This is a genomic window from Longilinea arvoryzae, from assembly GCF_001050235.1.
In the GTDB taxonomy this organism is placed as follows: Bacteria; Chloroflexota; Anaerolineae; order Anaerolineales; family Anaerolineaceae; genus Longilinea; species Longilinea arvoryzae.
Map to the genome: position 1 here is coordinate 3,834,355 of NZ_DF967972.1, position 25,434 is coordinate 3,859,788.

Sequence of the window (25,434 nt, forward strand, 5' to 3'; positions counted from 1 at the left end):
TTTATACCCCCATACCGACCGGTATCGAGTAGAATTACGCTCAAGCAAACCAAAGGAGATCGCATGTTTCGAAAGAATACTCAGCCGATTCCATCCAGCATTGCGCCCGTCGAACGGGTGACCTCGGTTTTGGGACCCGGCATTAACTGGCAGGGAAATTTGCACGGCAGCGGCGGCGTGCGCATCGAAGGCGCCTATGAGGGCGAAATCGCCATTCGCGGCATGGTGGTGATCGGCGAAACCGGCCGGGTCACCTGCGAGAATCTGCGCGCCAACACAGTGATTGTCGCCGGCGCTGTTCACGGCAATATCACCGCCGAAAAGCTGGAAATCCGTTCCACCGGCCGGGTGTGGGGAGACGTGACGGTCACCGCTTTCGCAACCGAAGAGGGCGCCTTCTTACGCGGGCAGGTGCGCATGGAAGACAAGGTGGAACTGGAACTTGAACAGCCCGCTGAAGGCAGCGCTGATGCCGCCGAATCCGCCGGCACCGCTCCCGAAAGCGAGGAAACGGCTTGAGCCGGAACGATCTCATCCTTCTGATCGCCGAAACCATCGGCGTCATCGCGGTCGTCATGCTTCTCGGCCTGAGCCCGCGCGTGCGTGCCAAACGCGAAGTCAAGTTTATCTATCCCCGCCGCGAGGGGCTGTTTGCGCTGGCCGGTTTCGCGGTCATTCTGGCTCTGGCGGTCATCTATTATGCAAAATTGAGCCACACCGGGCTGCAGGATGATTTGATCCTGGCTGGCCTGAGCGCGCTGCCGTTTGTCGCTTTTCTGCTGGTTCGCCGCCAGCCCATGCGCAGCGCCGGTTGGGGGCGCGCCAACCTGAGCCTGGGCCTTCAATTCGGCCTGGTTTTGGCCATCCTGGCGCTGTTCATCTACAATCGCATCGGTACCATCCTGGGCGGTCTGAGCGGCGCCCAGATCGGCAGCCTGCTCTACTGGCTGGCCATCTGCCTGCTCGAGGAAAGCATTTTCCGCGGCTATATGCAGCCCCGCTTATCCGCCTGGCTGGGCGGCCTGCCGGGCTGGATTCTGTGCGCGGCGATGTTCGCGGTGTGGCGTTTGCCCCTGTGGCTCTCGGCGGGTGGGACCTTTGTTTCGGTCCTCCCCAACCTGGGGCTGGCCTTGATCCAGGGCCTGGTCCTGGGATACATCCAACGCAAGAGCGGCAGCGTGCTGGCGCCGGCATTGTACCGGGCCGTGTCGACCTGGGCCAGTCTGCTGGGTTAAAGCCTGGCTGTTTGACCATTCCCTTCCAGGAAACTTCATGGTAAATTTCACGGCATGAACAAAGTTTTTTCGATCGTCCTGATGAGCGTTATGGCCGAACTGCCGGCGAGCGGGATCTTTTCGCGCGCCCGGCTTTATGTTAAGTAAGTTAACTTAACCACTGAATTCCAACCGCGGGCGCGACAATGCCCGCGGTTTTTTTAATTAATCGACAGGAATGGATGCCATGAAAGTGAACTTCAAATTCAAGGGGATGAAGAAATTCTCCTGCATCTGGGCCAGCCAGTTTCTTTCCGTGTTTGGCAGCGGGCTCACCCGTTTTGGCGTCATCATCTGGGCCTACCAGCAAACCGGTTCGGCCACCTCCCTTTCGCTGCTCAGCTTCTTTGCCACCCTGCCCTATGTGCTCATCAGCCCACTGGCCGGCGCGTTGGTCGATCGCTGGGACCGGCGCCGGGTGTTGATTTTCTCCGACCTGGCCGCAGGCGCCGTCACGCTGGGCCTGCTGCTCCTGTTTTTGGGCGGGCATCTGCAAATCTGGCATCTGTATCTCTCCGAAGCCCTGCTCAGCCTGTTCGGCGCCTTTCAGGATCCGGCTTTCGAATCTTCGGTCACTCTTCTGGTGCCCACCGACCAGCTCACCCGCGCCAACGGCATGCTCTCGGTCGCCACCAACGGCTCGCGCATTTTCGCGCCGGTCATGGGCGGACTGCTCGTCAACTGGATCGGTCTGGGCGGTATCATGGGCATCGATCTGGCCACCTGCCTGGCCGCAACACTGGTGCTGGCTTTCCTGAGCATTCCACGCCCGGTCACGGCCCAATCAAACACGCCTGACAACAGGCAGCTCTGGCAAAACATGGCCTTCGGGTTTCGCTACATCCACCAACATTCCGGATTGCAGGGCATCCTGCTGATCTTCTGCGGCGTCAACCTGTTCGCCGCCCTGACCTATTTTGGGGTCATGCCGGCCATGATCCTTGCCCGCAGCGGCGGGAACGAACTGGCGCTCAGCACGGTGCAGGCCGTGCTGGGTGCGGGCGGCGTCGTTGGCGGCGTTCTCATCAGCCTGCACGGCGGCCCGAAGAACCGCGTCAACGGCTTCCTGTTCACGAATGGCATTTCGTTTCTGATGGGCGATTTTCTCTTCGCGGTCAGCCGCAGTATACCGGTGTGGGTGCTGGCTGCACTGGTCTCTTCGCTGTTCATCCCCTACATCGTAAGCTGCTATCAGGCTTTGTGGCAGTCGCTCGTGCCCGCCGACGTGCAGGGGCGGGTCTTTGCCGCCAAGAACATGGTCCAGGTGGGCAGCATGCCGCTGGCGTACCTGGTTGCCGGGCCGCTCGCCGATAATGTCTTCGAGCCGGCCATGCAGCCGGGGGGCAGCCTGGCCGGCATCTTTGGTCCATTGGTCGGCAGCGGGCCGGGCGCCGGCATGGGCCTGATGTTCCTGGGCACTTGCGTGATGGGCGTGACGATCAGCATTATCGGCTATCTGAGCCCGTCCATCCGCAACCTGGAGAAATCGGTCTAGCGATCTTGGGGCTTCGCGCGGCGGATAAGCTTCGGGGCAGCCCGCCGCCCATCCAGCAGGTGCCGAACGGTCAGGACGGGGTGGCGCAGCAGCATGCGCGGCCCGGCGTAGCGCATGACTTCGCGCACCTTCGCGCGCATATCGGCCCTGTAGCAGTGCACCGGGCAATTGGCACAGGTGGGCTTCTCAGCGCCAAAGACGCATTTTTCCAGGCGCTGATGGGTGTATTCCTGCAGGCTGACACAATCCGGGCACAGCCCATCCGGTGAGGCGTGTTGTTCGCGGCAGTAGAGTGCAATCATCTGATCGATCGTCACACGTTCGCGGCGCAGACGGTCGGGAAATTCTGACATGGCGACTCCAATGGTTCTACTTTTATTTGTCCTCATTCTACAGATTGATCAGCCCGCTTCTTTGCGATGGCGCAATGTATAATCAAAATCATCGTTGTGATTTTTGGAGGTATTTCATGCAGCTATCCCATCTTTTCGGCCAGACCCTGCGGGCTGCCCCCGCCGATACCGAAGTCGCCAGCCACCAGCTCCTGCTGCGGGCGGGTTTCATTCGCCAGCAGGCAACCGGCATCTTCAGCACGCTGCCGCTGGCGCGGCGCAGCCTGGCGCGCATCGAGGCCATCCTGCGCGAGGAAATCAACGCCATCGGCGGGCAGGAAATGAGCATGCCGGTGACGCAGTCCGCGGATATCTGGAAGGAAAGCGGGCGCTGGTATCAGATCGGTTCCGAAATGGGGCGCTTCAAGGACCGCAACGATCGCGACATGGTCCTGGCCATGACGCACGAGGAAGTGGTCGGCCAGTTGGTGCGCAGTGAGATCAAATCGTACCGCCAGTTGCCCGCGCTGGTCTATCACATCCAGACCAAGTTTCGGGACGATCCGCGCCCGCGCGCCGGATTGATCCGCGTGCGCGAATTCACCATGCTGGACAGCTATTCGCTCGACTCGTCCTGGGATGGGTTGGAACACCAATACCAGGCCCATTATACGGCTTACTTCAACATTTTCCGGCGCTGCGGTCTGCCCGTGGTGGCGGTCAAATCCGACACCGGCATGATGGGCGGCAAGGTGGCCCATGAATATATGTACCTGACCCCCATCGGCGAGGATACCCTGCTGTTTTGTGATTCGTGCGGCTATTCGGCCAACCGCCAGGTGGCGCGCTTCGCCCGCCCAACCGTTGCGTCCGAGGAACCCCTGGCGTTGGAAAAAGTGGCCACGCCCGGCGCCAGCAGCATCGAGGAATTGTGCGCTTATTTGAATATTCCTGCCAGCCGGACCGCCAAGGCCGTATTCTATACGGCTGAAATGAACGCGCCCGACGGCGGACCGGCCAGCCAGTTCGTGTTCGCGCTGGTGCGTGGGGATATGGAAGTGAACGAGACCAAGCTGGCCAACCTGATCGGCGCGCGCGACCTGCGGCCGGCGACCATCGATGAAATCAAGGTGACCGGCGCCGAAGCCGGTTATGCCTCGCCGGTCGGGCTGCGCGGCATCCTGGTGGTGGCGGACGAAATCATCCCGCGCTCCCCCAATCTGGTGGCCGGCGCCAATCAACCCGGCTATCACCTGCGCAACGTCAACTACGGGCGCGACTTCACCGCCAGCCGGGTGGGCGACATCGCGGCGGCCGGCGAGGGTTCGGCCTGCCCGGAATGCGGCGCCCCCATGCGTTCATCGCGCGGCGTGGAAGTGGGCAACATCTTCCAGCTCGGCACGCGCTATTCGGATGCCCTGGGCTGCAAGTTCGTGGCCGAGGACGGCAGCGAACAGTCCGTCATCATGGGCTCTTACGGCATCGGCGTCGGCCGTCTGCTGGCCTGCATCGCCGAGGAGCACCACGACGACAAGGGTCTGATCTGGCCCGCCAGCGTTGCGCCTTACCCGGTCCACCTGGTGGCGCTGGCCGGAAAGAACGCGGACATCGCCGAAAAAGCCGCCCACCTGGCCCGCGAACTGGCCGCGGCCGGGCTCGAACCGCTCTTCGACGACCGCAGCGAGAGCGCTGGGGTCAAATTCAACGACGCCGATCTGATCGGGCTGCCGCTGCGCCTGACGTTCGGCGAGCGCTCACTCAAAGCCGGCGGCGTGGAATTCAAACTGCGTTCCGGCGGCGAATCCTGGTTTGTACCGCTTGACCGGGTTGTCGCCGAGGTGGGCCGGGTCACCGCGGAGCAGCTCGAACCCTATCGGTTCGAAAGTCATCAAACGCAGTAATGGGTATAAAAGACGTCCAGCGGCGCTTCCAACCACAGCACGGAAAGCGGAAAACACCCCAACGCTTCGGATGGGGTGTTTTTCTGCTCGAAACAGCGCCGGAAACGGGCCGCAGAATCCAGGCGCAGGCTGCCGTCTCGATGCAGGAATTGGCCCCACAACGTCAGGTAGCGAGTCTCCAAATCGGGGCTGGGCCGGGCGCTGGCGAGGAACGCCGGCGGGAACAGGCGCCGGTAGGCCTCGAGATGATAAAGCCATGAACCGCCCACCACACTCTGGGCCTGCGGGAGGTTCGCCCGCACGTCTGCGAACAGCGCCTTGAGTTCGGCCTTGCGGACAGGCGCGCGTGCGCGTGACAGGGGTAGAAATTGGGGCTGCTCGGCGTCTCGAAAATGAAGCCGGATGCGGCCGCCGTCCCAGGGGTCGTAACTGAAACAGCCGAAAGCATGCTGCAGCGGCGTTTTGGGCCGGTAATGGTTCAGGTAGAAGCGGTACGTAAATCCAGCCCGATCCTGGGCCGCCGCCAACCCGCCCAGGAAATCCTGCCAGAGCGGGTGATCGCGGTAAAACTCGCGTCCCAGGCCGAAGGCCAGATAGCAATGAGTCCATTCGAAGAGCGCGTCTGGCAGCGGTTGCCCGACCAGCGCGGCCATTTTCTCGGCAAAAGCCAGGTTGAGCTCGAAGAACTCCTGCGACAGCATTGAAATCATTATAAATCGGATGAAGCAAACGCGATTACCTAAATGCGTTTCGGTAATCGCGTACCCATTGACTTGCGGTAAAATCAACCCATGAGCAAAAGCATTCCCCCTATCGTCCCCATGTCTTCTCCCGACCTGACGGATGCTGACCGCCAGGCGGTGATGGCCGTACTCGAAACCCCCAACCTGAGCATCGGCCCGAAAATTCAGGAATTCGAAGCCGCCTTCTGCCGCCTGATGGGCGCCAGACACGCCATGGGCGTCAATTCGGGCACCGCCGGGCTGCACCTGTGCGTGCGGGCTGCCAGCATCGGCGCGGGCGACCTGGTGCTGACCACGCCCTTCTCCTTCGTCGCCTCCACCAACGTACTGCTTTTCGAAAACGCCACACCCGTGTTCGTGGACGTCGATCCGCGCACCGGCAACCTGGACGTTCAGCAGGTCGCGGCGGCCCTGCACGACCTGTCGGCCGGCGGAGAGAGTGCCAGGCGCCGGCTGCCCCGCAAGGGCGCGCCCGACCGTGGCCGCTTGAACGGCATTTTGGGCGTGGACGTGTTCGGACAGCCCGCCGATTGGGATGTATTGCGCCGGCTGGCGACGGAATATCACCTGCCGCTGATCGAAGATTCGTGCGAAGCCCTCGGCGCGCAGTATAAGGGCCGCACCGCCGGCATGCTCGGCGATTATGGCGTCTTCGGCTTCTATCCCAACAAGCAGATCACCACTGGCGAGGGCGGCATGATCGTCACCAACGACGATGCCGCCGCCGCGCAAATGCGCGCCCTGCGTAACCAGGGCCGCGCCCCCGGCGACACCTGGTTGTCGCACACTTTCCTGGGTTACAACTACCGCATGGACGAACTCAGCGCCGCGCTGGGGATTTCGCAATTGCAACGCCTGGAAGAGTTGATGCACAAGCGCCAGCAGGTGGCGGATTGGTATGCCCGGGATTTGAAAGGCATTCCCGGCATCGAAGCGCCGCAGTACGCGTCCAGCACCACCCGGGCCAGTTGGTTCGTCTACGTCATTCGGGTCGCCTCCGGCGTCGATCGCCAGGCGCTGGCCGGGCGGCTGGCAGAACGCGGCATTCCCGTGCGGCCGTACTTCCTGCCCATTCACCTGCAGCCCTACATGGTCGAACGCTTCGGCTACCAGACCGGTGACTTCCCGGTCACCGAGGACCTGGGTGCACGCGGTCTGGCGCTGCCTTTCTCAGGCGTCATGACCGAAGAACAGGTCGGCCTGGTCTGCCAGGCGCTGCGGGCCTCGCTCTAGGTTCCTCATGAACAGCAGCCGGCCGGTCTCCACCGGTTCGATCTTTCCGCCGCCGCGCAAACGCGGTCTGATCACGCTATCCAGCGTGATCGTGGTGTGCGGGCTGGCCGGCACGGCCTGTCTGTTGTTTTCCATGCAGCAGCAGGTCGGCGCCCTGTTCGTCATCTTCCTGCTGCTGACGATTTTATTCTACGTCCCCATCCCGCTGGCCGCTTACCGCGCCTATGCGTTGACCAATGCCAGTTACACCCTCGAACGGGATGGCCTGCGCCTGCGCTGGGGCCTGCGCGCCGAGGATATTCCCCTGCCCGAGATCGAGTGGGTGCGACCGGCCGCCGAACTCGGCTTTCGCCTGCCGCTGCCCCTTCTGGCCTTTGCCGGAGGGCTGTTGGGTGCGCGCATCCTGCCCGAACTGGGCCTGGTGGAATTCGTGGCCTCCGAGGAAAAAAATCTATTGCTGGTCGCCACGCCGCGCAAGGTCTACGCCATCTCGCCGGCCGACCCGGGCGCCTTCGTGCATGCCTTCCAGCGCGCCATCGAACTGGGCAGTCTGGCGCCGCTGCCGGCCTATTCCTCTCAACCCGAGGCATTTCTGGCGCGCGTCTGGCGGGATGCCCCGGCCCGTCTGCTGCTTTTGACCGGCCTGGGGCTGACGCTGGGGCTGTTGGTGCTGGCCAGTCTGCTCATCCCCGGCCGCGCCCAAATCTCGCTCGGCTTCAACCCAGCCGGCCTGCCTCTGGAAGCCGGACCGGCCGCGCGCCTGCTGCTGCTGCCGGTGCTGGCCGCCTTTTGTTACGTCGCCGACCTGATTCTCGGCCTTTTCTTCTACCGCAACGATCCGCAGCGCCCGGTGGCTTACCTGCTTTGGGTCGCCGGCGTGCTCACGCCGCTGCTGCTGATCTTCGCCGTGATCGGCCTGGTGTAAAGATCTTTCCGGTAATTTTTCTTCCTCTGCCCGTAAAAACTGTACAATACAAATATGCCATTCTTCGCCACCTCTCTCCTGCAACTCGCACTCGGCGCTATTCTGGCCATCATCATCGCCTACCTGGCATATCGTTTTCACACCCTTAATCGCAGCGGTGGAATCGCGGCGGCCGTGCTCGGCGCAGTCGTCTTTGGACTGGGCGGGCTGGGCTGGGCGCTGCTCCTGCTGGGCTTTTTCATATCCTCCAGCGCTCTCACGCGCCTGTTTCGCAAACGCAAGCGCGCGCTGGATGAGAAGTTCAGCAAGGGCGGGCAGCGCGACGCCGGGCAGGTGCTGGCCAACGGCGGCGTCGCCGGCGCTTTCGTCCTGCTCCACGCCGTCTTCCCGCAGGCGGCCTGGCCGTGGGCGGCTTTCGCTGGCGCGATGGCGGCCGTCAACGCGGATACCTGGGCCACCGAACTGGGCGTCCTCAGCCGGGAAATCCCGGTGTTGATCACCACCCGCCGGCCGGTCGAACGCGGCACGTCCGGCGGCATCACCCGCGGGGGCACCCTGGCCGCCTTCGGCGGGGCATTCCTCATCGGGCTGCTGGCGGCGCTGGTCTGGCCGGGCGGCATGGACGGCGTGATTCCGTTTTTCACCCGCGCCGGATGGATCGGTCTGTTCGGCCTGCTCGGCAGCCTGGTCGATTCGATGCTGGGCGCCACCTACCAGGCCATCTACCACTGCCCGACCTGCAACAAGGAAACCGAACGCCACCCGCTGCACACGTGCGGTACGCCCACCACGCTCAAGCGCGGCCTGCCCTGGTTGAATAACGACTGGGTCAACACGGCCTGCGCTCTCAGCGGCGCGGTTCTGGGGCTGGTCGTGGCCCTGCTGCCGGGCAGTCCATTATTATTGGCTCAATCGACCTCAATGGGAGGTGATGTCATGCAAACGATTACGTTCTCCACGCCGGCTTTTGCCAACGGCCAGCCGATTCCGCAGGTCTACACCTGCGACGGGAAAAACATTTCCCCCGCGCTGCAGTGGAGCGGCGTTCCGGCAGAAGCGAAAAGTCTGGCGCTGATCGTCGAAGATCCGGATGCTCCGGTGGGAATTTTCACCCACTGGGTGCTCTATAACCTGGCGCCCAACCTGACCGGTCTCAACGAAGGCGTGCCGCGCCTGGCCACATTGACCAACCTGGGCAAGCAGGGCGTCAATGACTTCCGCAAGACGGCTTACGATGGTCCCTGTCCGCCGGCCGGCAAAGCCCATCGTTATTACTTTAGACTATACGCATTGGATTTGCAGCCCAATCTGGCGGACGGCCTGACCCGCCAGAAGCTGCTCGATCAACTGAAAGGGCACATCCTGGCCCAGGGCGAGTGGATGGGAACGTATCAGCGTTGATCCCCGTGCATCGCCGCCCGCGCTGGCCCGCTGAACGCGTTTACCTGCTCTACAGCGCCGCCACCGCGCTGTTGTTTGGCCTGATCTTCACCGCCAGCGCCATCTACCAGGTCACCCTGGCCCACCTGGATGCCCTGCAATTGGTGCTGGTGGGCACCGTGCTGGAATTTTCGATCTTCCTGTTCGAAATTCCCACCGGGGTGGTGGCGGACGTCAAATCGCGCCGTCTTTCGGTCATCATCGGCACCGTCCTGGTCGGCTGCGGATTCCTGCTGGAAGGTTCCTGGCCCAGCTTTCTGCCGATTCTCCTGGCCCAGGTGGTGTGGGGGTTGGGCGTCACCTTCACCAGCGGGGCGCTGCAGGCCTGGATCAGCGACGAGATCGGTGAGGAAAAAGCCGGCGCGGCCTTTCTGCGCGGTGCGCAGTTCGAACAAATCGGCGAATTGATCGGCATTTTTCCGGCGATTGCGCTCTCATTCTGGCGGGTCAACGTGCCCATTCTGGTCGGGGGCGGGCTGTTCATCCTCCTGGCTCTCCTGCTGGTGCGGGTCATGCCGGAGGAGGGCTTCCGTCCCACCCCACCCGATCAACGCACCACCTGGCAGCACATGGCATCGACCTTACGGGATGGCCTGAGCATGCTGCGCAGACGCCCGGTGCTGGTCACCATTCTGGGAATCGGCCTGTTCTACGGCCTGTATTCCGAAGGCTTCGACCGCCTGTGGACGCCGCTGTTGCTGGAACGCTTTACCTTCCCGGCCCAGGGCACCATCCCCGTGTTGGTCTGGTTTGGCCTGATCAACGCCGGTGCGCTGTTGATTTCCATGCTGGCCAACGCCTGGGCACAGCGGCGCATCGATCTGGCGCGATCCTCGCAACTGGTGCGAACCTTTGCCGCCAGCAGCGCCGCGCTGGTGGCCGGCCTGGCGATTTTCGCCGTCAGCCGCAACCTGGCCCTGACGATCGGCATGTTCTGGTCGGTGTCCATGCTGCGCCGTTTGAACTACCCGCTTTATACCGCCTGGGTCAACCAACGCCTCGAGCCGCAGGTGCGCGCCACGGTGATTTCGCTCAGCAGCCTGGTGGATGCCCTCGGTCAAATCGTCGCCGGGCCGCTGGTCGGCCTGCTGGCCCGCGAAACCAGCCTGCAGAACGGCATCCTCGCCTCAGCCGCATTGCTCTCCCCGGTGCTCCTGCTCTTCTTCCGTGCCAGAAAAGAAGAAAAACCACAGGATAGACAGGATATCCAGGATGGGAAATCGATCAATTGACTTGAAATTTCTTATATTATTTCCACAGTACAGAAGACTTACACCCATTGATCTATCAAGAAAATTCACAGGATAGACAGGACATTCAGGATGGTAAATTGATTCTATGAATTGAGATTATTTATATAATTTCCACATGAGACAAAACCTACATCCGCAACTTTATACGGAAGTTACCAGCAAAATCCTCGAAGCATGTTTCGAAGTTATCAATGAACTCGGGGCTGGTTTTTTAGAATCCGTATATGAGAAAGCATTGCTAATCGCCTTATCCCAAAAAGGATTGGATGCAAGATCTCAAGTGCCCATCATAGTCAATTTTCGCGGTCAAAATGTTGGCCAATTTTACGCAGATATCCTGGTTGAAGGGAAAATCATTGTCGAACTCAAGGCCATAAGTGCAATTACACCTGAACATAAGGCACAGGTGATCAATTACTTAAAATCTACTCAAATCGAGGTCGGATTACTTGTAAATTTTGGGAATCCAAAACTGGAATTTTATAGATTGCACCGTTGAGTATTTTTCGATTGCTTTCTTTATCCTGGATATCCTGTATATCCGGTTTTCTTCATTCTTCCAACGTCACCAGCCCCCGCCGAAGGGCATAACGCACCAGGTCGGTCTGGGTATGTAAATCCAGCTTATGCATCATATTGGCGCGGTGAATCTCGGCTGTGCGTGGGCTGATGGTCAGGCGGTTGGCGATTTCGGGATTGGAAAGCCCGTTGGCTGCCAGCACCAGCACCTCGCGCTCGCGCGCGGTCAGCGTCTCGTACGGATCCAGCGGCCCGGTGCGGCTGCGCCGCAGATAGGCCTCGATGCCGTGTTCCGAAAACGGCGCACTGAGGAAGCGCTGCCCGTTTACGACCGTGCGAATGGCCTGGGCCAGTTCGCCCGCAGTCGCGTCTTTGAGAACATATCCATAGGCTCCGCTGCGCAGCGCCTCGACCACATAGGCTTCGTTGCTGTGCATCGACAAAATGATGACGTGGGTTTGATCGTGCACGCGCCGCACCACCTCCATCCCGCTCATGCCCGGCATGACCAGATCCAGCACCAATACCCCGGGATGCAGCGCTTCAACCTGCTTTACAGCTTCCAGGCCATCCTTGGCTTCGCCGATCACTTCGAAATCCGGCTGCGCCTCCAAAAGAGACCGCAGCCCCTGCCGCACGACGATATGGTCATCCGCCAGTAAAATGGTGATGCTCATTTTCCACGCTCCTCCGCCAGTGGGAAGACAATGCTCAGGCTGGTGCCCTGCCCGGGCGCCGTTTCGATGTTCAGGCTACCGCCGAGCAACCCCACCCGTTCGCGCATGCCGATCAAACCGCTCGAATGCTGTTCATCGAGCACCTTTTCAAGCTCAAAACCCTGACCCTGGTCCTCGATTTTGATTTCCAACGCTTCCGCGCTGCGCCACAGCGTCACTTCGGCCTCATTCGTCTGTGCATGGCGGGCGATATTCGTCAAAGCCTCCTGGATGGTTCGGAAAGCCGCCGTCTCCACCTCAGGGTCATAGCGCTCGCCTTCCGGCAGCCGGTTCTGGAAGAGCACCTGTACGCGCGTCTGGCTCTCATAACGTTCGAACAACCACAACAGCGCCGGAACCAATCCAAAATCATCCAGCATTGCGGGACGCAAATCGAGCGAGAGTTCGCGCACCCGGCCGATCAACTCGTTGACCAGCCTACCCGCCTGCTGCAGGCGTTGAGTCCGGGCCGGTTCCGCCAACGTATCGCTGCCTTCCAGCAGCAATTTCAAGCCGGTCAGGTACTGGCCGATTTCATCGTGCAGTTCCAGCGCGATCTGGCGCCGTTCGGTCTCCTGGATGGCAACCAACTGGCGCGAGAGGACCTGCAGTTCAGCATTATTTTTCTCGAAAGCGGCCAGCATCTGATTGATGGTCATCGTCAGCTGAGAAAGCTCATCCCGCCGGGCCACGGTGACCCGTTTCGAGAGATCGCCGCTATCCGCGATGGTGGTGATCTCGTTCCCCAGTCGCTTCACGCGGTAGAGCACCAGACGGTCGAGCGAAAAGAAGAACGTTACGCCCAGCACGAAAGCCGCAAGGATCATGGCAATCATCAAGTAATTGGCCACGAACTCGCCCTCGCGGTGGGTCGTGCGGGGCAGTTCGATCTTAAGCAGGTAAACCGGCAGATCATTGGCGTCTTCCAACAGGGTATAGCCGGCGATCGTTTCGCTGTCGATCGGGCGGGAGTAAAAATCCGCGCCGTTTTGCAGATTCTGCAGCGCGGCTTGATCCGCATCCGGCAGCGGGGTTCGGATGGGCAGAAACTGGATGTTCAATTGCAGCACCTGGTTCAGGCGGTAAATCTGGTTTTCATTGAGCAGCTTGCCGATCACCACCACGCCGTTCACGGCGCGCCCGGAATCGTTTCCGACCACTCCGGCGGAAGCCAGCAGCAACGGACCCTGGCTGGTGGCGATCAGGCCCTGCCGGCCGGCGCGTGAATTGAGCACGCCCACCAATGGATCGCCCGGCGTCAGGCGGTTGACCAGCTCGATTGGAAATTCGATTTCCTTATCCAGGTCAGCATCGTATCCGCGGCTGAACAGGACCTGGCCTTTTTCGTCCACCAATCCCAGAATATTGAAGTCCTGCTCGGAAAAAGCCTGATTCCCCAGGCTGGCCACGCCATACCTGGCGGAACGCGTCTCGATGAACTGGTAAATCTCTTCGTTATGCGCCCAGGTGCGCGCCATGGCAACCAGCGAATCTTGTTCATTTTCGACCATCAGGAGCGCCCGCCTTACGGATTCGTTTGTTCCGCCAATTTCAACCGTATTAAAATGATTCATGAGGGTCGTCTGCATGGTCGCCAACAGGATGGCAAGCAACCCCAGAAAAGCCAATGCGATCATCACCAATGTAGTTCTACTCAGCGACACGTCACAATCCTTCAACAAGAAATCATCACCGGCGAATCGCCCCCATCTTTCCTTTTATTCTATACCCTGCGGGTGTTCACCGGTGGGTTGAATGGACGGTGGAAAACTTAAATAAGTACAATCCCGAATTGTAACCAGCGTGGAATGGCGCTATGCTCATCCTGAACTAGTGGAGGGAAACTCATGAGCCTGCAATTATTTCAGAAAATCCATCAATCACGGCGCGGGAAAGGCCAGGCAATGGTCGAATTTGCGCTGGTCTTCCCCATTTTCCTGTTGCTTGTTCTGGGCGTCATCGAACTGGGGCATTTGATCTTCATCTACAGTTCGGTGTACGTTTCAAGCCGTGAGGCGGCCCGTTACGGAGCCGCCGCCGGTTTTAGCGGCGCGGGGATGCCGTACTATCAGGATTGCACCGGCATGCGCGACGCAGCTCAGCGCGTCGGCGCTTACGGCGGGGTCACCAACGTCTCCCTGGCGCCGGGCAACATCGACGCCCCCAACACCACGGGGGTCGCCATCCAGATGATTAAGAATGGTTCAAACACCCCGGTCGATTACACGACCTGCCCGGACCTGGATGTCAAGGTGGGCGACCGCATCCGGGTGACCACCCAGGTGTATTACCAGCCCATCGTTCCCCTGGTCCCGTTCCCTTCGTTTGCCGTGAGTCACACCTCCACACGCACCATCCTGAAGAACGTCGACCTGGAAAAAGTCGACCCGGGTTCGCCACCCGTCGCGGATACGTACGGGGTCGATCTCAGCGTGGCGGATAATTCGCTGCTCGGGGCGCAGGGCACGCAGGTCACTTACGATCTGTCGATTCGGAACACCGGTTCCATCTTCGACACTTACACGCTGACCCTCTCCGGCAACTCCTGGACCACCACGCTCGATTCCCCCGTGTCTGTGGCTCCCGGTGCGACGCTCGTTCGCCAGGTGGTTGTCACCGTTCCGCCCAATGCTCCGCACGGCGCTTCCGACATGGTCCTCATCACCGCCACATCGATCGGTGATCCTGGCCTGCCGCCCGCATCCGATAATCAGGCCCTCATCACCTCCGCACCAACCTACGGCGTCAACCTGGCTACCCCAGATGATTCCAAGGGCGGGGTGGCCAATACCACCGTGACCTACGATTTGACCATCACCAATACCGGCAATATCGATGATACCTACACCCTGACGGCTTCCGGCAACCTGTGGCCCACCGCCGTGCCCAATTCCATCGCCGTTTCGGCGGGCGCCACGGTTTCGTTCACGGCCGTTGTATCGGTCCCTGGGGACTACGCCGGTGTCACCTCCGACACTGTCACGATTACGGCGGTATCGGACGGCGATCCCATCTCACCCGCGGTCTCCGATACGCAAACACTCACGACCCGCGCCCCGTATTATGGCGTGCAAGTCTCCACGTGGAACAGCAAGCTTTCCGGAAGGCCGGGCGATACGGTCACTTATACCATTCACGTTTATAATACCGGCAACGTCCCCGACACCTACGATATCACGCTTTCCGGAAGCACCTGGCCGACCAAGACGGACCTGTCTGTGGATGTGGCCGACGGGTCATCCAAAGATGTTCTGGTAACGGTCGGGATTCCATCCACCGCCACCCACGGTTCCACCGATACCGTTACCTTCACGGTCGTCTCGCGGGGCGCCCCCGATAAATCGACGGCCACGGCCAGCCTGACCCTGACCACGAAGGCGTTGGCCTTTAGCGTTAGCCTCTCAGCTGCGCCCGGCACCTACCAAATGGGTGCTCCGGGAACGACGGTGACCTATAACCTCTCGGTCAAGAACACCGGCACAGCGAATGACACCTATACGCTGATACTGAGTGGCAATGTCTGGCCCACCACGCTGAATGGCTCGGTATCCGTGGCTGCTGGCGCCACGGTCGTTCTGCCCGTCGTCGTCAGCATTCCGGCTACGGTCGCCAACGGCGCACGGGACCGGGTCACCGTGACTGCCATCTCCACGAATGATCCGCTTACCCCACCGGCTTCCGCCAGCATCACGCTGACCACGTCTGTCCCGCGCTACGGCGTTCGCCTGACGTTGACAGTTCCGGATGATTCACTCTCCGGCGCCCCGGGGGATCCGATCACCTACTACCTCACGATTCAAAATACCGGCAACGTCAAGGACACCTTCAACATCACCTTGTCCGGCAATAATTGGCCGACCTCCGTCGTTCCCACCTCGGTTACGCTGAACCCGAATGAAAGCATGACCAATATTGTGGTCACGGTCAACATTCCAGGCACTGCGCTGCACAACGAAACCGATGTCGTCACGGTAACCGCTTACTCCGGCGACGCCTTGGCGCCGCACGCCACAGCCAGCCTGACCCTCAGCACAACCGCCACGCGCATCTGCCCGTACGCCGGATCGCTGGGCCTGGGCAACAAGAGCATCAACCTGCTGCTGTATAACAACGGAACCGGCGCCGAGGACGTCTCCATCGAACAAATCATCGTCAACTGGTACATGAACACCGATACGCAGAGTCTCGACTACATCTCCTACCTCGGCCGGAAAATCATGGACACCGACGTCCCCGGTTCATTGCTCGATCCAACTTATCCATACATCACCAGCACCTTCCCGGCGCAAGGCGCCTGGATTGGCGACGCCACGACTCGCAATTTACCACAGGGCGCTTCCAACTACGGCTTGAACATTTATTTTGGGGTCAATATCGATACCACCAAGACCCATTCCATCGAGATTCGCTTCAGCAACGGTTGCTACATCAGCCGCTAATCCTCAGGACCTTAACATGCCTTATCGTCGTAAAACCATTGCATTCATTTTATTGACACTCCTGCTGGTCCTGACCGGACCAGCAGGCAATCTGCCGAACGTCGTCCAGGCCGCACCGCTGGCCAGCCTGCCCAGTGGCGATTCTTTCGGTTATGTGCCTTCCCCGGCCTCACCCGTCACCTTGCCGGAGGATGTCTGCTCCACGGGGACGGTCATTTTCGAGGGTGTCGACAGCGAATCTTTTTCCAGTTTCCTCGATCCAACCGGATTTAGCTTTCCCTTTTACGAAACGACCGCAACGAACCTGCGCGTCAGCGTCAATGGCCTGATCACCGTCACCGACCCCAACACAGACGTTCCGGAGCATTCACGGCTGCCGTCTGACGTCCTGCCCAATGGTCTGATCGCGCCTTATTGGACGAATTTGAACCTGGCTACCGGAAAAGTCTGCTACCGCTCTTTCCCTGAATACCTGGCGGTCGAATGGAACAACGTCGAGACCACCAATGGGATTCCACTGACCTTCCAGGCGCTGCTCTACCCCAACGGAAATATCATGTTCCAGTATTCCGATCCTTTACCCAGTGCTACCGATACGTCCATCGGCATCGAGGATGCCGATGGCATTTTCGGCATGCAGTTGCACTCCGACGAGACCGGATCGCTTCCCGACCAGGCTATCCTGATCAGCTACCCGACGGATAGCCACGCCGGGGCGCGCTTCATCCCTCCCTATTCGAGTGGCTTTCTGATTCAGCACGTGGCCACCCTTCAGATCACCCTCCAGAATATCATGGCGGTGGATTCAGCTTTTCGCCTGGACGTAAACGATTCGACCCCGGAGACTTGTAGTTGGGCGCTGCCTGCCGAATGGACGATGACCATCTACGATGGCGACGCCCCACTCTCGATCAACAACGGTTGCCCCGAAACGGCGATCCTCGCCTCCGGGGAGAAAAAGGTCCTGACGGCGCGCATCACCTCACCCGAGGCGCTGGACGTGGGCGATTACGAGCAGTTCAGCCTGACCGCGTTTCCGGCCGATCCCGCCGTTCTTCCATCCGGGTTCACGCCCCTGCTGGTGTCCATGAACCTCCAGGTGGCCGTCCCGGCCAACTTTGCCCAGGCCTACAAGGATCCCAGCCAGGCCATCAACCTGAACCGGACCTGGAAGGATCAGACCGCCACGACACAGGCCGGCAATTTGCTCTACTACGGCGCCAATCTTGCCATGGTGCGGACGACCGGCGGAAATTACTTCATCGTCTGGGAATATAAGACCGGCTATTCAAGGTTGAAGGGATCCTTCCTGGGACCCAATGGGCAGAATCTGGTCAGTGATTTCTTGATTACCACGCAGACGACCATGAATGACGAATATCCATCCTTGGTCGCATTGCCGGACGGTTCCACATCGGTCGTCTGGATTCGCGGGACCACGAAGCTGTACCTGCGCAGCTATTCGTCCAACGGCGCTGCCAGGATCAATGAAACGCCGTTAAAGGTCTCGACCTGCCCGCGGCTATCTTCTCCACAGGTTACGGCGCTTTCCAGTTCGAAATTGCTCGTGGTCTGGGAATGTGACCGGGCCAGCACGGATATCTACCTCAACATCGTCAGCATTGCCAACGATCAAGTCAGCGACCAGGTCGTGCAGCTCACCCAGAGCGGCACCGCTTACGAATATTACAATCCGCAGATTCTCGCGCTGGATAACGGAACCGCCATGGTCTCCTACATTCGCAAACAGAAGACCACCGGAAAGATCGATCCTTTCGTTTACCAGGTCGTCAATGACAGCGGCGCCACGATACAGGCCGAACCGACCCCACCTGCCTCGGCGGCCATCCCGGCCCAGAAAATCGAAAGGGATCTGGATCTCTTACGCCCCGGCACCGTACTGGCCGGTTGGACCAACGGAACCACCGGCACGGTTCAATACACGACCCTGCGCGGTTCCTATAACAATTGGGCGCAAGATCCCGTGGCAAATCTCCCGATCGATTTCCAGATCGGCGCTGAAAAACTCTCGATCACACATGACTCGGATGGGAATGGCATCCTGACCTGGCTGGAGGCCAAAAAGAACTCCACATTGAATTATGCGCTCGTCGGTCCGGACGATGCGGGGGTCTGTCAATTATTGACCCCGGCGATGATCTTCTTCAACGGACCAAATTCTGTTACACTGGATACGAGTGCAACCGGTCAGGGAAACACCTCATACGATCCCTTTTCTTCCATCTATATTCCTCTTGTCATGCGGTAATCGAACTGCCGTAAGGAGGCCGAATGCGAAAGCTCTTCTCGAACCACAACTCTCAAAAAGGTCAATCCCTGACGGAACTGGCCGTTAGCGTGGTAATTCTGCTGATCCTGGTTGCCGGCATGTTCGATGTGGGCCGCGCAATCTTCACGTATTTGAGCATGCGCGACGCCGCGCAGGAAGGGGCTTCTTATGCGGCTATCATCTTCCTGAAGGACAAGGATGATACCCGCACCGATGCCCAATTTCGTAGCGACGGCTGCACTGCGGTGCATGACCGGACGATGCTCAACGTGGAGGACTCGAATACTTCGGTTGTGACCTTGATCAACGGCATCGACTGCGCTTCCGCTTCGCTTCTGCATGATGCCTGCGCCGGACATGAGGCGCGGGTCACCGTTCAACTTCGTTTACCTGTGACCACACCGTTCATCGGCGCGTTCATTGGACAAGATATCACTCTGAGGGCCACTGCCACCGACACCATACTCCGCCCTTATTGTAAATAATTCGTTTGGGTGCACCACTAGGAGGGAAATATGAAAAGCACTCTAGAGTATCAACGAGGGCAGGTGATCATCCTGTTCGTCCTGGCGTTGGTCGGCCTGTTGGCCTTTGCCGGGCTGGCCGTCGATGGAGCCATGTTGTATTCCGACCGTCGGGCTTCGCAGAGCGCAGCCGACAGCGCTGCATTGGCCGGCGCAGGCGCGGGCGGAAACACCATGCAATTGCGGGAAATCTACTCAAAACCTGATTTTAACTGCAATAACCTGAATTACGCCGGAACAAAGATGAATCTCGTCGAGGATGATATCATCGATGCCGCGATTTCACGCGCCAGCGTCAACGGCTATATTATCGATAATGATATATCCGATAATATGGGCGTCAAAGTAACCTGTTCCGATACCAACACAGACAAGTACCTGGATGTAGAGGTCAGGATTACAGCGCAGATCCAGTCCAGCTTTCTGCACCTGGTCTTCAATCGGCCATTGATGAACACCGTCACTGCTATTGCGCGGATTCGCCCAATTGCACCGAAGGGCGGCGGCAATGGCATCATTGCACTCAATGAGACCCAGTGCAAACAGGGCGGCCAATATGTGGGCGGTATTTACCTGGACGGAACCACCATCGAAGTGGTTTCCGACGGGGGCGGCATGTCATCGAACACCTGCATCATCCGGAACGGCAATTCTGAAATTGTCGTTCTAAACAGCGATCCACCTGCCTATGCCCGAACCAGTTCAGATTGGACCAATGATGGTGTGTTTGTCGATGGAAATGGCGACCCGCTGACGATGGAGCAATCTTCCACCTATAATCTGCAGGTTACGATCGATCCACCCAAATGCACCGGCCTTCCCATCAATCCCGCAAAAATTGGCGGCATTTACCAGCCGGGTATTTATACGAATGGCATCAAACAGGATGGAACGCTGGCGCCAGGCCTATATTGCGTCGATCAACCCAGTAATGGAAAACTTGCTAACCTGCAGGGTAATGGCGTTACGATGTACTTCCGCACCGGGAACGTTGAATGGAACGGGGGATTCTCACACCTCACAGCTCCCGCAGAAGGTAGCGTCGCGCCAGCTGTGCCCGGATTGCTTTTCTACTTCGGCGACGGCGGTTTCACCATGTTAGGCAATGCCACGGCTGAATTGAGCGGAACGATTTATGCTCCTTACGGAACAATTGACCTGGGCGGTGCAGAAACCACCTACACATGGGAGACTGTCTTGATCGGCAACAATGTCAAGATCCACGGCAATCCGTTCGTGGCCGTGAAAGTGGATTATAAGAAAGTCCTGACCGATCCTTCTTATTTGGACCTCTTGAAATAATATTTCAATCGATCCAAAAAGGAATTTAGTTTTCCAAACACAACGCAGCCGGTTGCCCGGCTGCGTTGTGTTTCCCTGCCCAGGTGTTGAGAATTTCATTTTCGCCCTCCCCTTAATAATTCTTAAGGAAAATGGCCGTTAGCTTGCAAACCGATTGTAAAGTGTATTGCCTTTCAGAATGGTTAGAATCTATCGTGAGCAGGTTGTATTAAGCTTTCAATTTTAAAACTGTCATTTTCCCATCCTTTTTTAGATCGCATTCATCAGGCGAATCATTCCGCTCACCGGAAGTTTGTGATCTTTGCTCAGCATCGAGGAGGGCTTATCATGAAGGTCACGGCAAATTCCCAAAGGGGACAAATAATCATTCTCTTCGCCCTGGTGGCAGTCGGGCTGCTCGCTTTTGGCGGTCTGGCAATCGACAGCGCCATGGTCTATTCCGATCGCCGCTTCGATCAGAGTACGGCCGATGCCGCCGCGTTGGCCGGCGCCGGCGCAGCCGGAAACGTGATGCAGACGCGCGATATCTATTCCTTCAAGGATTTCGACTGCTCCGACTTCGACGTTGCCGGCGCGAAGATGAACGCGGTGAAACACGAAGCCATCGACGCAGCCATTAACCGCGCCGCTCAAAACTCGATCACGATCGACAACAACCTTTCGGACCAACATGGCGTGGAAGTGTACTGTCGCGATCTCGGCGAGGAATTCTACGAGAAGTACATTGAAGTGAAGGTCCAGGTGACCACGAATACCCAGACCAGTTTCTCGCAACTGGTCTCCAGCGCGCCGTTGGTTAATACGGTCACCAGCGTGGCGCGCGTTTACCCGCCCACGACCACCGGTTTTGGCAACGCCATCGTCTCATTGGATGACACGCCCTGCGCCTCTTATTCCGGCGGCGGCATCGATTTTCAAGGTAGTATCGACGTCACCATTGACGGCGGCGGCGTTTTCTCGAGTTCGTGCATTTCCGGCGGCGGTCACGTCAATGTCGGCGTGGACGATCCGGGCTTCACCTACATGGATACCTTCGACATCGCGGGCGGCGGCGTCATGAACCCGCTCCCGGCCACCAAATCCCAGGAAGAACTGCCGGCGATTAATATCGCCGATCCGGCGGATAAATGCGGATCGGGACCGTACGTATCGCAGACCGGCAGCGGGACGATCGGGCCGGGCAATTACAGCCGCATCAAGGTCGGAAATAGTGAGAGCCTGATTTTGCAGCCCGGGCTGTACTGCATGAAAGGCGATTTCGAGATCAGCGGTTCGGCGAACATCACCGGCCACAACGTGACCATTTACCTGCAGAAATACGGCTCCAATAGATATTCGAACTTCTCCGTCACCGGCACCGGCACGGTCATTCTGGAAGCGCCGCCAGACTTCGAAGATTATACGGTCGTGGCCAACGAAATTCAAGGTGTCTTGATCCGCTCGGCGGATAACAATACCGCAGGGGTCATCACCCTCGAAGGCGGCGGCGCCGGTCTGTTCGAAGGCACCATATACGGCCCGAACAACCTGATCAAGGTCGGCGGTACCAGTTCCACGAATACGATCCAGTACAACACGGAATTGATCGGCAAGAAGGTCTCCGTCTCGGGCAATACCACCATCAACCTCAACTATGACGATTATGATTTTTCCATTCGAGAATCCTGGCTGACGCTCGTTCGGTAAACATCTTCCTGGAATGTCGAAACAGCGCGGAGAAACAATCTCCGCGCTGTTTTTTTTATTGATCCATTTCCCTGTTTTTCAGGTCAGAATCATTAAAGAATCCTGACTTTTCATTATTTTCCTTTCGAATTGGATATTTGTCGGTTATTTGTCAATCGCATCCTGTATAGTTGGCAGGATTATGTGATGCATTCTGAAAAAGTTATAAAGCCAAAATTATTGAAAGAACTATTCATTCTCAGCCATCGATCTGAGTCATTGGGTCTTCAGGAGAACAAAAAGATGACATCATCGAACACGCAACGCGGTCAAATCATCGTTCTATTCGCCCTGGTTTTGGTTGGGCTGCTGGCCTTCGCCGGCCTGGCCATTGACGGCGCCATGGTCTACTCCGACCGGCGTGCGAACCAGAGTGCGGCGGACAGCGCTTCAATGGCCGGCGGCGGCGCTGGCGCCACGTATATGCAACTGCACGATATGAACGCCAGCCATGATTTCAATTGCTCGGATCTGAATATCATCGGCAAGAAGATGAATCTTGTCAAACACGAAATCATCGATGCCGTCATTTTCCGTGCAAGTACCAACGGTTTCACGATCGACACGGACATCACCGACGATAATGGCGTCAAAGTAACCTGCACATCCACGGATTTCGACAAATACCTGGATATCGAAGTGCGGATTACCTCGCAAACCAACACCAATTTTCTACACCTGGTGAGCAACCAGCCCTTGATGAATACGGTCACCGCAACAACCCGCATTCGCCCCACCCGGCCTTCAGGCGGCGGCTTTGCCATTGCCGCCACGGACCGGACGGACTGCGGGCAGAACAGCGGCGGGGTCTACTTTGACGGCAAAATCGATACCCACCTGGACGGCGGCGGGATTTATTCCGGCACCTGTATCACGATCAACGGCAAGGGCAGCGTGGCTGTCAGTAACAGCGAACCGGGTGTCTTTCGCACCGGCGGCACGCCCAATTTCATCGGAGACGACCCGATTAAGGATCCAAGCATGCAGCTCGATATCGACATTCCCGAACCGGACTGCGCTGCGCTGACCGATACGCACTCGCAGAAGAAACAAAGCGGCACCATTTCCCCGGGAGTTTACTCGAACGGGATCGATTCGCAGGGTGATCTCACCCTGAAACCCGGGCTTTACTGCATCGATGGCGCTCTGAAAATCAACGGGCAGAATAAACTCACCGGCTATGGCGTTTCCATTGTCATGCTCGGGTCCAACACGGTCACCATCAATGGCGGTGGAGAGGTCAACCTGTACGCTCCTTCGGCGGCCTATCCGGCCGCATCACCTGCTGTTTCCGGCGTGTTGTTTTACGCCGAGCAAGGCGACATCAAACTGGTCGGCAATGGCGTGGGCGCTTTTGCCGGCACCATTTACGCCCCCAAGGGTGAAATCGAAGTCGGTGGCACGGGCGATGTCAACCCCACCTATCACACCGAGATGATTGCCGATCATGTGAAGATCCACGGCAACGCGGCCGTGAATATCAATTATGACGGAAACAACGTCTATCTCCACAATCCGACTCTGGATTTGCTGCGGTAGGCCTTTCCCTCGTCTCATCGGGCTGCGGAGCAAGATTTGCTTCGCAGCTTTTTTATACTGTTAATCATTGGATTAATCGTTTCAATTCAGGATGAAAATCAGTGAAAAACATGCTTTTTTCTTCCAGCCACGGCTTGTGAACATGATTACAATTGATGATGCGGGTAGTTTCCTTTTTTTCTGGAATGGCGCCCGCAACTTGCTGCATTTATCTTCTCGAAAAGAGGACTGTTATGCCCGAAGAAGATCCCCGCATTGTTGAATTGCGCTCTATGCGCGAAAAGTCCCGCCAGGGCGGCGGCGCTGAACGCATCGCCAAGCAGCACGCCAAGCATAAGCTGACCGCTCGTGAACGTATCGATCTGCTGCTGGATCCCGGCACCTTCCACGAGACGGAGCCTTTCGTCACCATGCGCGATGACGAGACCAATCCTTCCGAGAAAACGCCCGGGGATGGTGTGGTGACCGGCTTTGGCAACGTGGAAGGCCGGTTGGTCTACGCCTACGCCCAGGACTTCACAGTCCAGGGCGGCGCTTTGGGTGAAATGCAAAGCCACAAGATCTGCCGGGTGATGGATCTGGCGGTCCAGTCCGGCGCTCCGATCATCGGAATGATCGACTCGGGCGGCGCGCGCATTCAGGAAGGCGTGCTCAGTCTGGGCGGCTACGCTGAAATCTTCAAGCGCAATGCCCAGTATTCCGGCATCGTCCCGCAAATCAGCCTGATTCTCGGCCCGTGCGCCGGCGGCGCAGCCTATTCACCTGCCCTGACCGACATGATCATCATGGTCGAGAAGCAGTCTTACATGTTCCTCACCGGCCCCGAAGTGATCAAATCCGTCACCGGCGAGATTGTGGATTTCGAGACGCTCGGCGGCGCCGAAACGCACCTTTCCATCAGCGGCCTGGCCACGTTGACTGCCGACAGTGAGAAAAACGCCATCGCCCTCACCCGGCGCGTTCTTTCCTACCTGCCCGCCAACAACGTCGACAATCCGCCTGCGGTCGCCAGCGACGACAGTCCCACCCGCATGGATGAGGAGCTCAACCATCTGGTGCCCATCGATCCCTATATGCCCTACAGTATGCACGAGGCCATCGAACATATCGTCGACAAGGGTTCTTTCCTCGAGCTGCAATCCACTTTTGCGCGCAACGCCATCGTTGGCCTGGCCCGCATGGGCGGCATGAGCGTGGGGATCATTTCGCAGGAACCCAGTGTGATGGCCGGCTCGATCGACCTGGATGCCGCCGATAAGATCACCCGGTTCGTGCGCTTCTGTGATTCGTTCAACATACCGCTGGTCACGTTTGTGGATTCACCCGGCTTCCTGCCCGGCGTGGATCAGGAACACCGCGGTATCATCCGCCACGGCGCCAAGGTCCTGTACGCGTATTCCGAAGCCAGCGTCCCCAAGATCAGCATTGTCACGCGCAAGGCCTACGGCGGCGCCTACGTGGTCATGAGCAGCAAATACCTTGGCACAGACATCAATTATGCCTGGCCCAGCGCTGAAATCGCCGTCATGGGTCCTGAAGGCGCGGCCAATATTCTTTACCGCAAGCAGATCGAAGCCGCTGCCGACCCGGCCGCGGAGCGCGCCCGTCTGACCGCGGAATACCGCGAGAAATTCCTCAATCCATACGCCTCCGCCTCCAAGGGTTACGTCGATGATGTGATCGAGCCGCGTGAAACGCGCGCCCGCGTGATTGCCGCCCTGTTGGCTCTGCGCGACAAGAGCGTTTCAGCGCTGGCACGTAAACACGGCAATATGCCGGTATAA

At 58.6% G+C, this 25,434-nt stretch carries 21 protein-coding genes; 16 read left to right on the forward strand and 5 right to left on the reverse strand.

The annotated features are described in order from the left end of the window. The first annotated feature begins 63 nt into the window (after positions 1-63). The 3 genes from LARV_RS17215 to LARV_RS17225 all read left to right on the forward strand — a co-directional run bounded on the left by LARV_RS17215 (position 64) and on the right by LARV_RS17225 (position 2,769). Positions 64-519: a bactofilin family protein gene (locus LARV_RS17215; protein WP_075074803.1), complete on the forward strand. Its 456-nt coding sequence runs from the start codon at positions 64-66 to the stop codon at positions 517-519. Beyond that, a complete protein-coding gene (locus LARV_RS17220) occupies positions 516-1,235 on the forward strand; it encodes a CPBP family intramembrane glutamic endopeptidase (protein ID WP_075074804.1) in 720 nt (239 codons plus the stop codon). Before LARV_RS17215 ends, LARV_RS17220 begins: the two co-directional genes overlap by 4 nt. 226 nt (positions 1,236-1,461) lie before the next feature. Continuing rightward, positions 1,462-2,769 (forward strand): MFS transporter, encoded by a 1,308-nt coding sequence (locus tag LARV_RS17225; RefSeq protein WP_172797911.1) that lies wholly within the window; start codon positions 1,462-1,464, stop codon positions 2,767-2,769. On the opposite strand, the gene LARV_RS17230 is transcribed toward LARV_RS17225, so the two are convergent. Further along, positions 2,766-3,122, reverse strand: coding sequence for a nitrous oxide-stimulated promoter family protein (locus LARV_RS17230; RefSeq protein WP_075074805.1), 357 nt, complete (start codon positions 3,120-3,122; stop codon positions 2,766-2,768). The two genes, LARV_RS17225 and LARV_RS17230, sit on opposite strands and share 4 nt — an antisense overlap. Before the next feature lie 116 nt (positions 3,123-3,238). Here LARV_RS17230 and LARV_RS17235 point away from each other — a divergent pair, with 116 nt between their 5' ends. Then, positions 3,239-5,002: a proline--tRNA ligase gene (locus tag LARV_RS17235; RefSeq protein WP_075074806.1), complete on the forward strand. Its 1,764-nt coding sequence runs from the start codon at positions 3,239-3,241 to the stop codon at positions 5,000-5,002. On the opposite strand, the gene LARV_RS17240 is transcribed toward LARV_RS17235, so the two are convergent. Further along, positions 4,990-5,712 (reverse strand): hypothetical protein, encoded by a 723-nt coding sequence (locus tag LARV_RS17240; RefSeq protein ID WP_083522663.1) that lies wholly within the window; start codon positions 5,710-5,712, stop codon positions 4,990-4,992. The genes LARV_RS17235 and LARV_RS17240 overlap by 13 nt on opposite strands. Positions 5,713-5,793: 81 nt before the next feature. Here LARV_RS17240 and LARV_RS17245 point away from each other — a divergent pair, with 81 nt between their 5' ends. The 5 genes from LARV_RS17245 (at position 5,794) to LARV_RS17265 (ending at position 11,095) form a co-directional block, all read left to right on the forward strand. Then, positions 5,794-6,978 (forward strand): DegT/DnrJ/EryC1/StrS family aminotransferase, encoded by a 1,185-nt coding sequence (locus LARV_RS17245; protein WP_075074807.1) that lies wholly within the window; start codon positions 5,794-5,796, stop codon positions 6,976-6,978. A gap of 7 nt (positions 6,979-6,985) precedes the next feature. Further along, a complete protein-coding gene (locus tag LARV_RS17250; RefSeq protein WP_075074808.1) occupies positions 6,986-7,903 on the forward strand; it encodes a PH domain-containing protein in 918 nt (305 codons plus the stop codon). Positions 7,904-7,957: 54 nt separating this feature from the next. Beyond that, complete coding sequence (locus LARV_RS17255; protein ID WP_075074809.1) at positions 7,958-9,304, forward strand: YbhB/YbcL family Raf kinase inhibitor-like protein; 1,347 nt, start codon at positions 7,958-7,960, stop codon at positions 9,302-9,304. A 5-nt stretch (positions 9,305-9,309) separates the two neighbouring features. After that, positions 9,310-10,575, forward strand: a complete 1,266-nt coding sequence (locus tag LARV_RS17260; protein WP_236710031.1) for an MFS transporter — start codon at positions 9,310-9,312, stop codon at positions 10,573-10,575. 136 nt (positions 10,576-10,711) lie between these two features. Then, the gene (locus tag LARV_RS17265; protein WP_075074811.1) at positions 10,712-11,095 is read left to right on the forward strand and encodes a GxxExxY protein; all 384 of its coding nucleotides are present in this window, start codon (positions 10,712-10,714) and stop codon (positions 11,093-11,095) included. Between the two features lie 52 nt (positions 11,096-11,147). Here the strand turns inward: LARV_RS17265 and LARV_RS17270 are convergent, their stop codons facing one another. Together LARV_RS17270 and LARV_RS17275 are read right to left on the reverse strand one after the other, a co-directional pair. Beyond that, positions 11,148-11,792, reverse strand: a complete 645-nt coding sequence (locus LARV_RS17270) for a response regulator (protein ID WP_075074812.1) — start codon at positions 11,790-11,792, stop codon at positions 11,148-11,150. Continuing rightward, positions 11,789-13,495 carry a sensor histidine kinase gene (locus LARV_RS17275; RefSeq protein ID WP_152031837.1) on the reverse strand — a complete coding sequence of 569 codons (1,707 nt, stop codon included), beginning with the start codon at positions 13,493-13,495 and terminating at the stop codon, positions 11,789-11,791. The genes LARV_RS17270 and LARV_RS17275 overlap by 4 nt, the downstream gene beginning before the upstream one ends. Before the next feature lie 183 nt (positions 13,496-13,678). Here LARV_RS17275 and LARV_RS17280 point away from each other — a divergent pair, with 183 nt between their 5' ends. The 6 genes from LARV_RS17280 to LARV_RS17305 all read left to right on the forward strand — a co-directional run bounded on the left by LARV_RS17280 (position 13,679) and on the right by LARV_RS17305 (position 23,650). Further along, a complete protein-coding gene (locus LARV_RS17280; RefSeq protein WP_075074814.1) occupies positions 13,679-16,270 on the forward strand; it encodes a FixG Ig-like domain-containing protein in 2,592 nt (863 codons plus the stop codon). Between the two features lie 16 nt (positions 16,271-16,286). Continuing rightward, positions 16,287-18,539: a hypothetical protein gene (locus LARV_RS17285; RefSeq protein ID WP_075074815.1), complete on the forward strand. Its 2,253-nt coding sequence runs from the start codon at positions 16,287-16,289 to the stop codon at positions 18,537-18,539. A gap of 23 nt (positions 18,540-18,562) precedes the next feature. Then, complete coding sequence (locus LARV_RS17290) at positions 18,563-19,045, forward strand: TadE family protein (RefSeq protein WP_075074816.1); 483 nt, start codon at positions 18,563-18,565, stop codon at positions 19,043-19,045. A 30-nt stretch (positions 19,046-19,075) separates the two neighbouring features. Then, positions 19,076-20,386 (forward strand): pilus assembly protein TadG-related protein, encoded by a 1,311-nt coding sequence (locus LARV_RS17295; RefSeq protein ID WP_075074817.1) that lies wholly within the window; start codon positions 19,076-19,078, stop codon positions 20,384-20,386. Positions 20,387-20,713: 327 nt separating this feature from the next. After that, positions 20,714-22,072, forward strand: a complete 1,359-nt coding sequence (locus tag LARV_RS17300) for a pilus assembly protein TadG-related protein (RefSeq protein WP_075074818.1) — start codon at positions 20,714-20,716, stop codon at positions 22,070-22,072. A 282-nt stretch (positions 22,073-22,354) separates the two neighbouring features. Next, positions 22,355-23,650, forward strand: a complete 1,296-nt coding sequence (locus LARV_RS17305; protein WP_075074819.1) for a pilus assembly protein TadG-related protein — start codon at positions 22,355-22,357, stop codon at positions 23,648-23,650. Positions 23,651-23,714: 64 nt separating this feature from the next. On the opposite strand, the gene LARV_RS20435 is transcribed toward LARV_RS17305, so the two are convergent. Then, positions 23,715-23,858, reverse strand: coding sequence for a hypothetical protein (locus LARV_RS20435; RefSeq protein ID WP_172797912.1), 144 nt, complete (start codon positions 23,856-23,858; stop codon positions 23,715-23,717). A 25-nt stretch (positions 23,859-23,883) separates the two neighbouring features. Here LARV_RS20435 and LARV_RS17310 point away from each other — a divergent pair, with 25 nt between their 5' ends. Beyond that, the gene (locus LARV_RS17310) at positions 23,884-25,434 is read left to right on the forward strand and encodes an acyl-CoA carboxylase subunit beta (RefSeq protein WP_075074820.1); all 1,551 of its coding nucleotides are present in this window, start codon (positions 23,884-23,886) and stop codon (positions 25,432-25,434) included.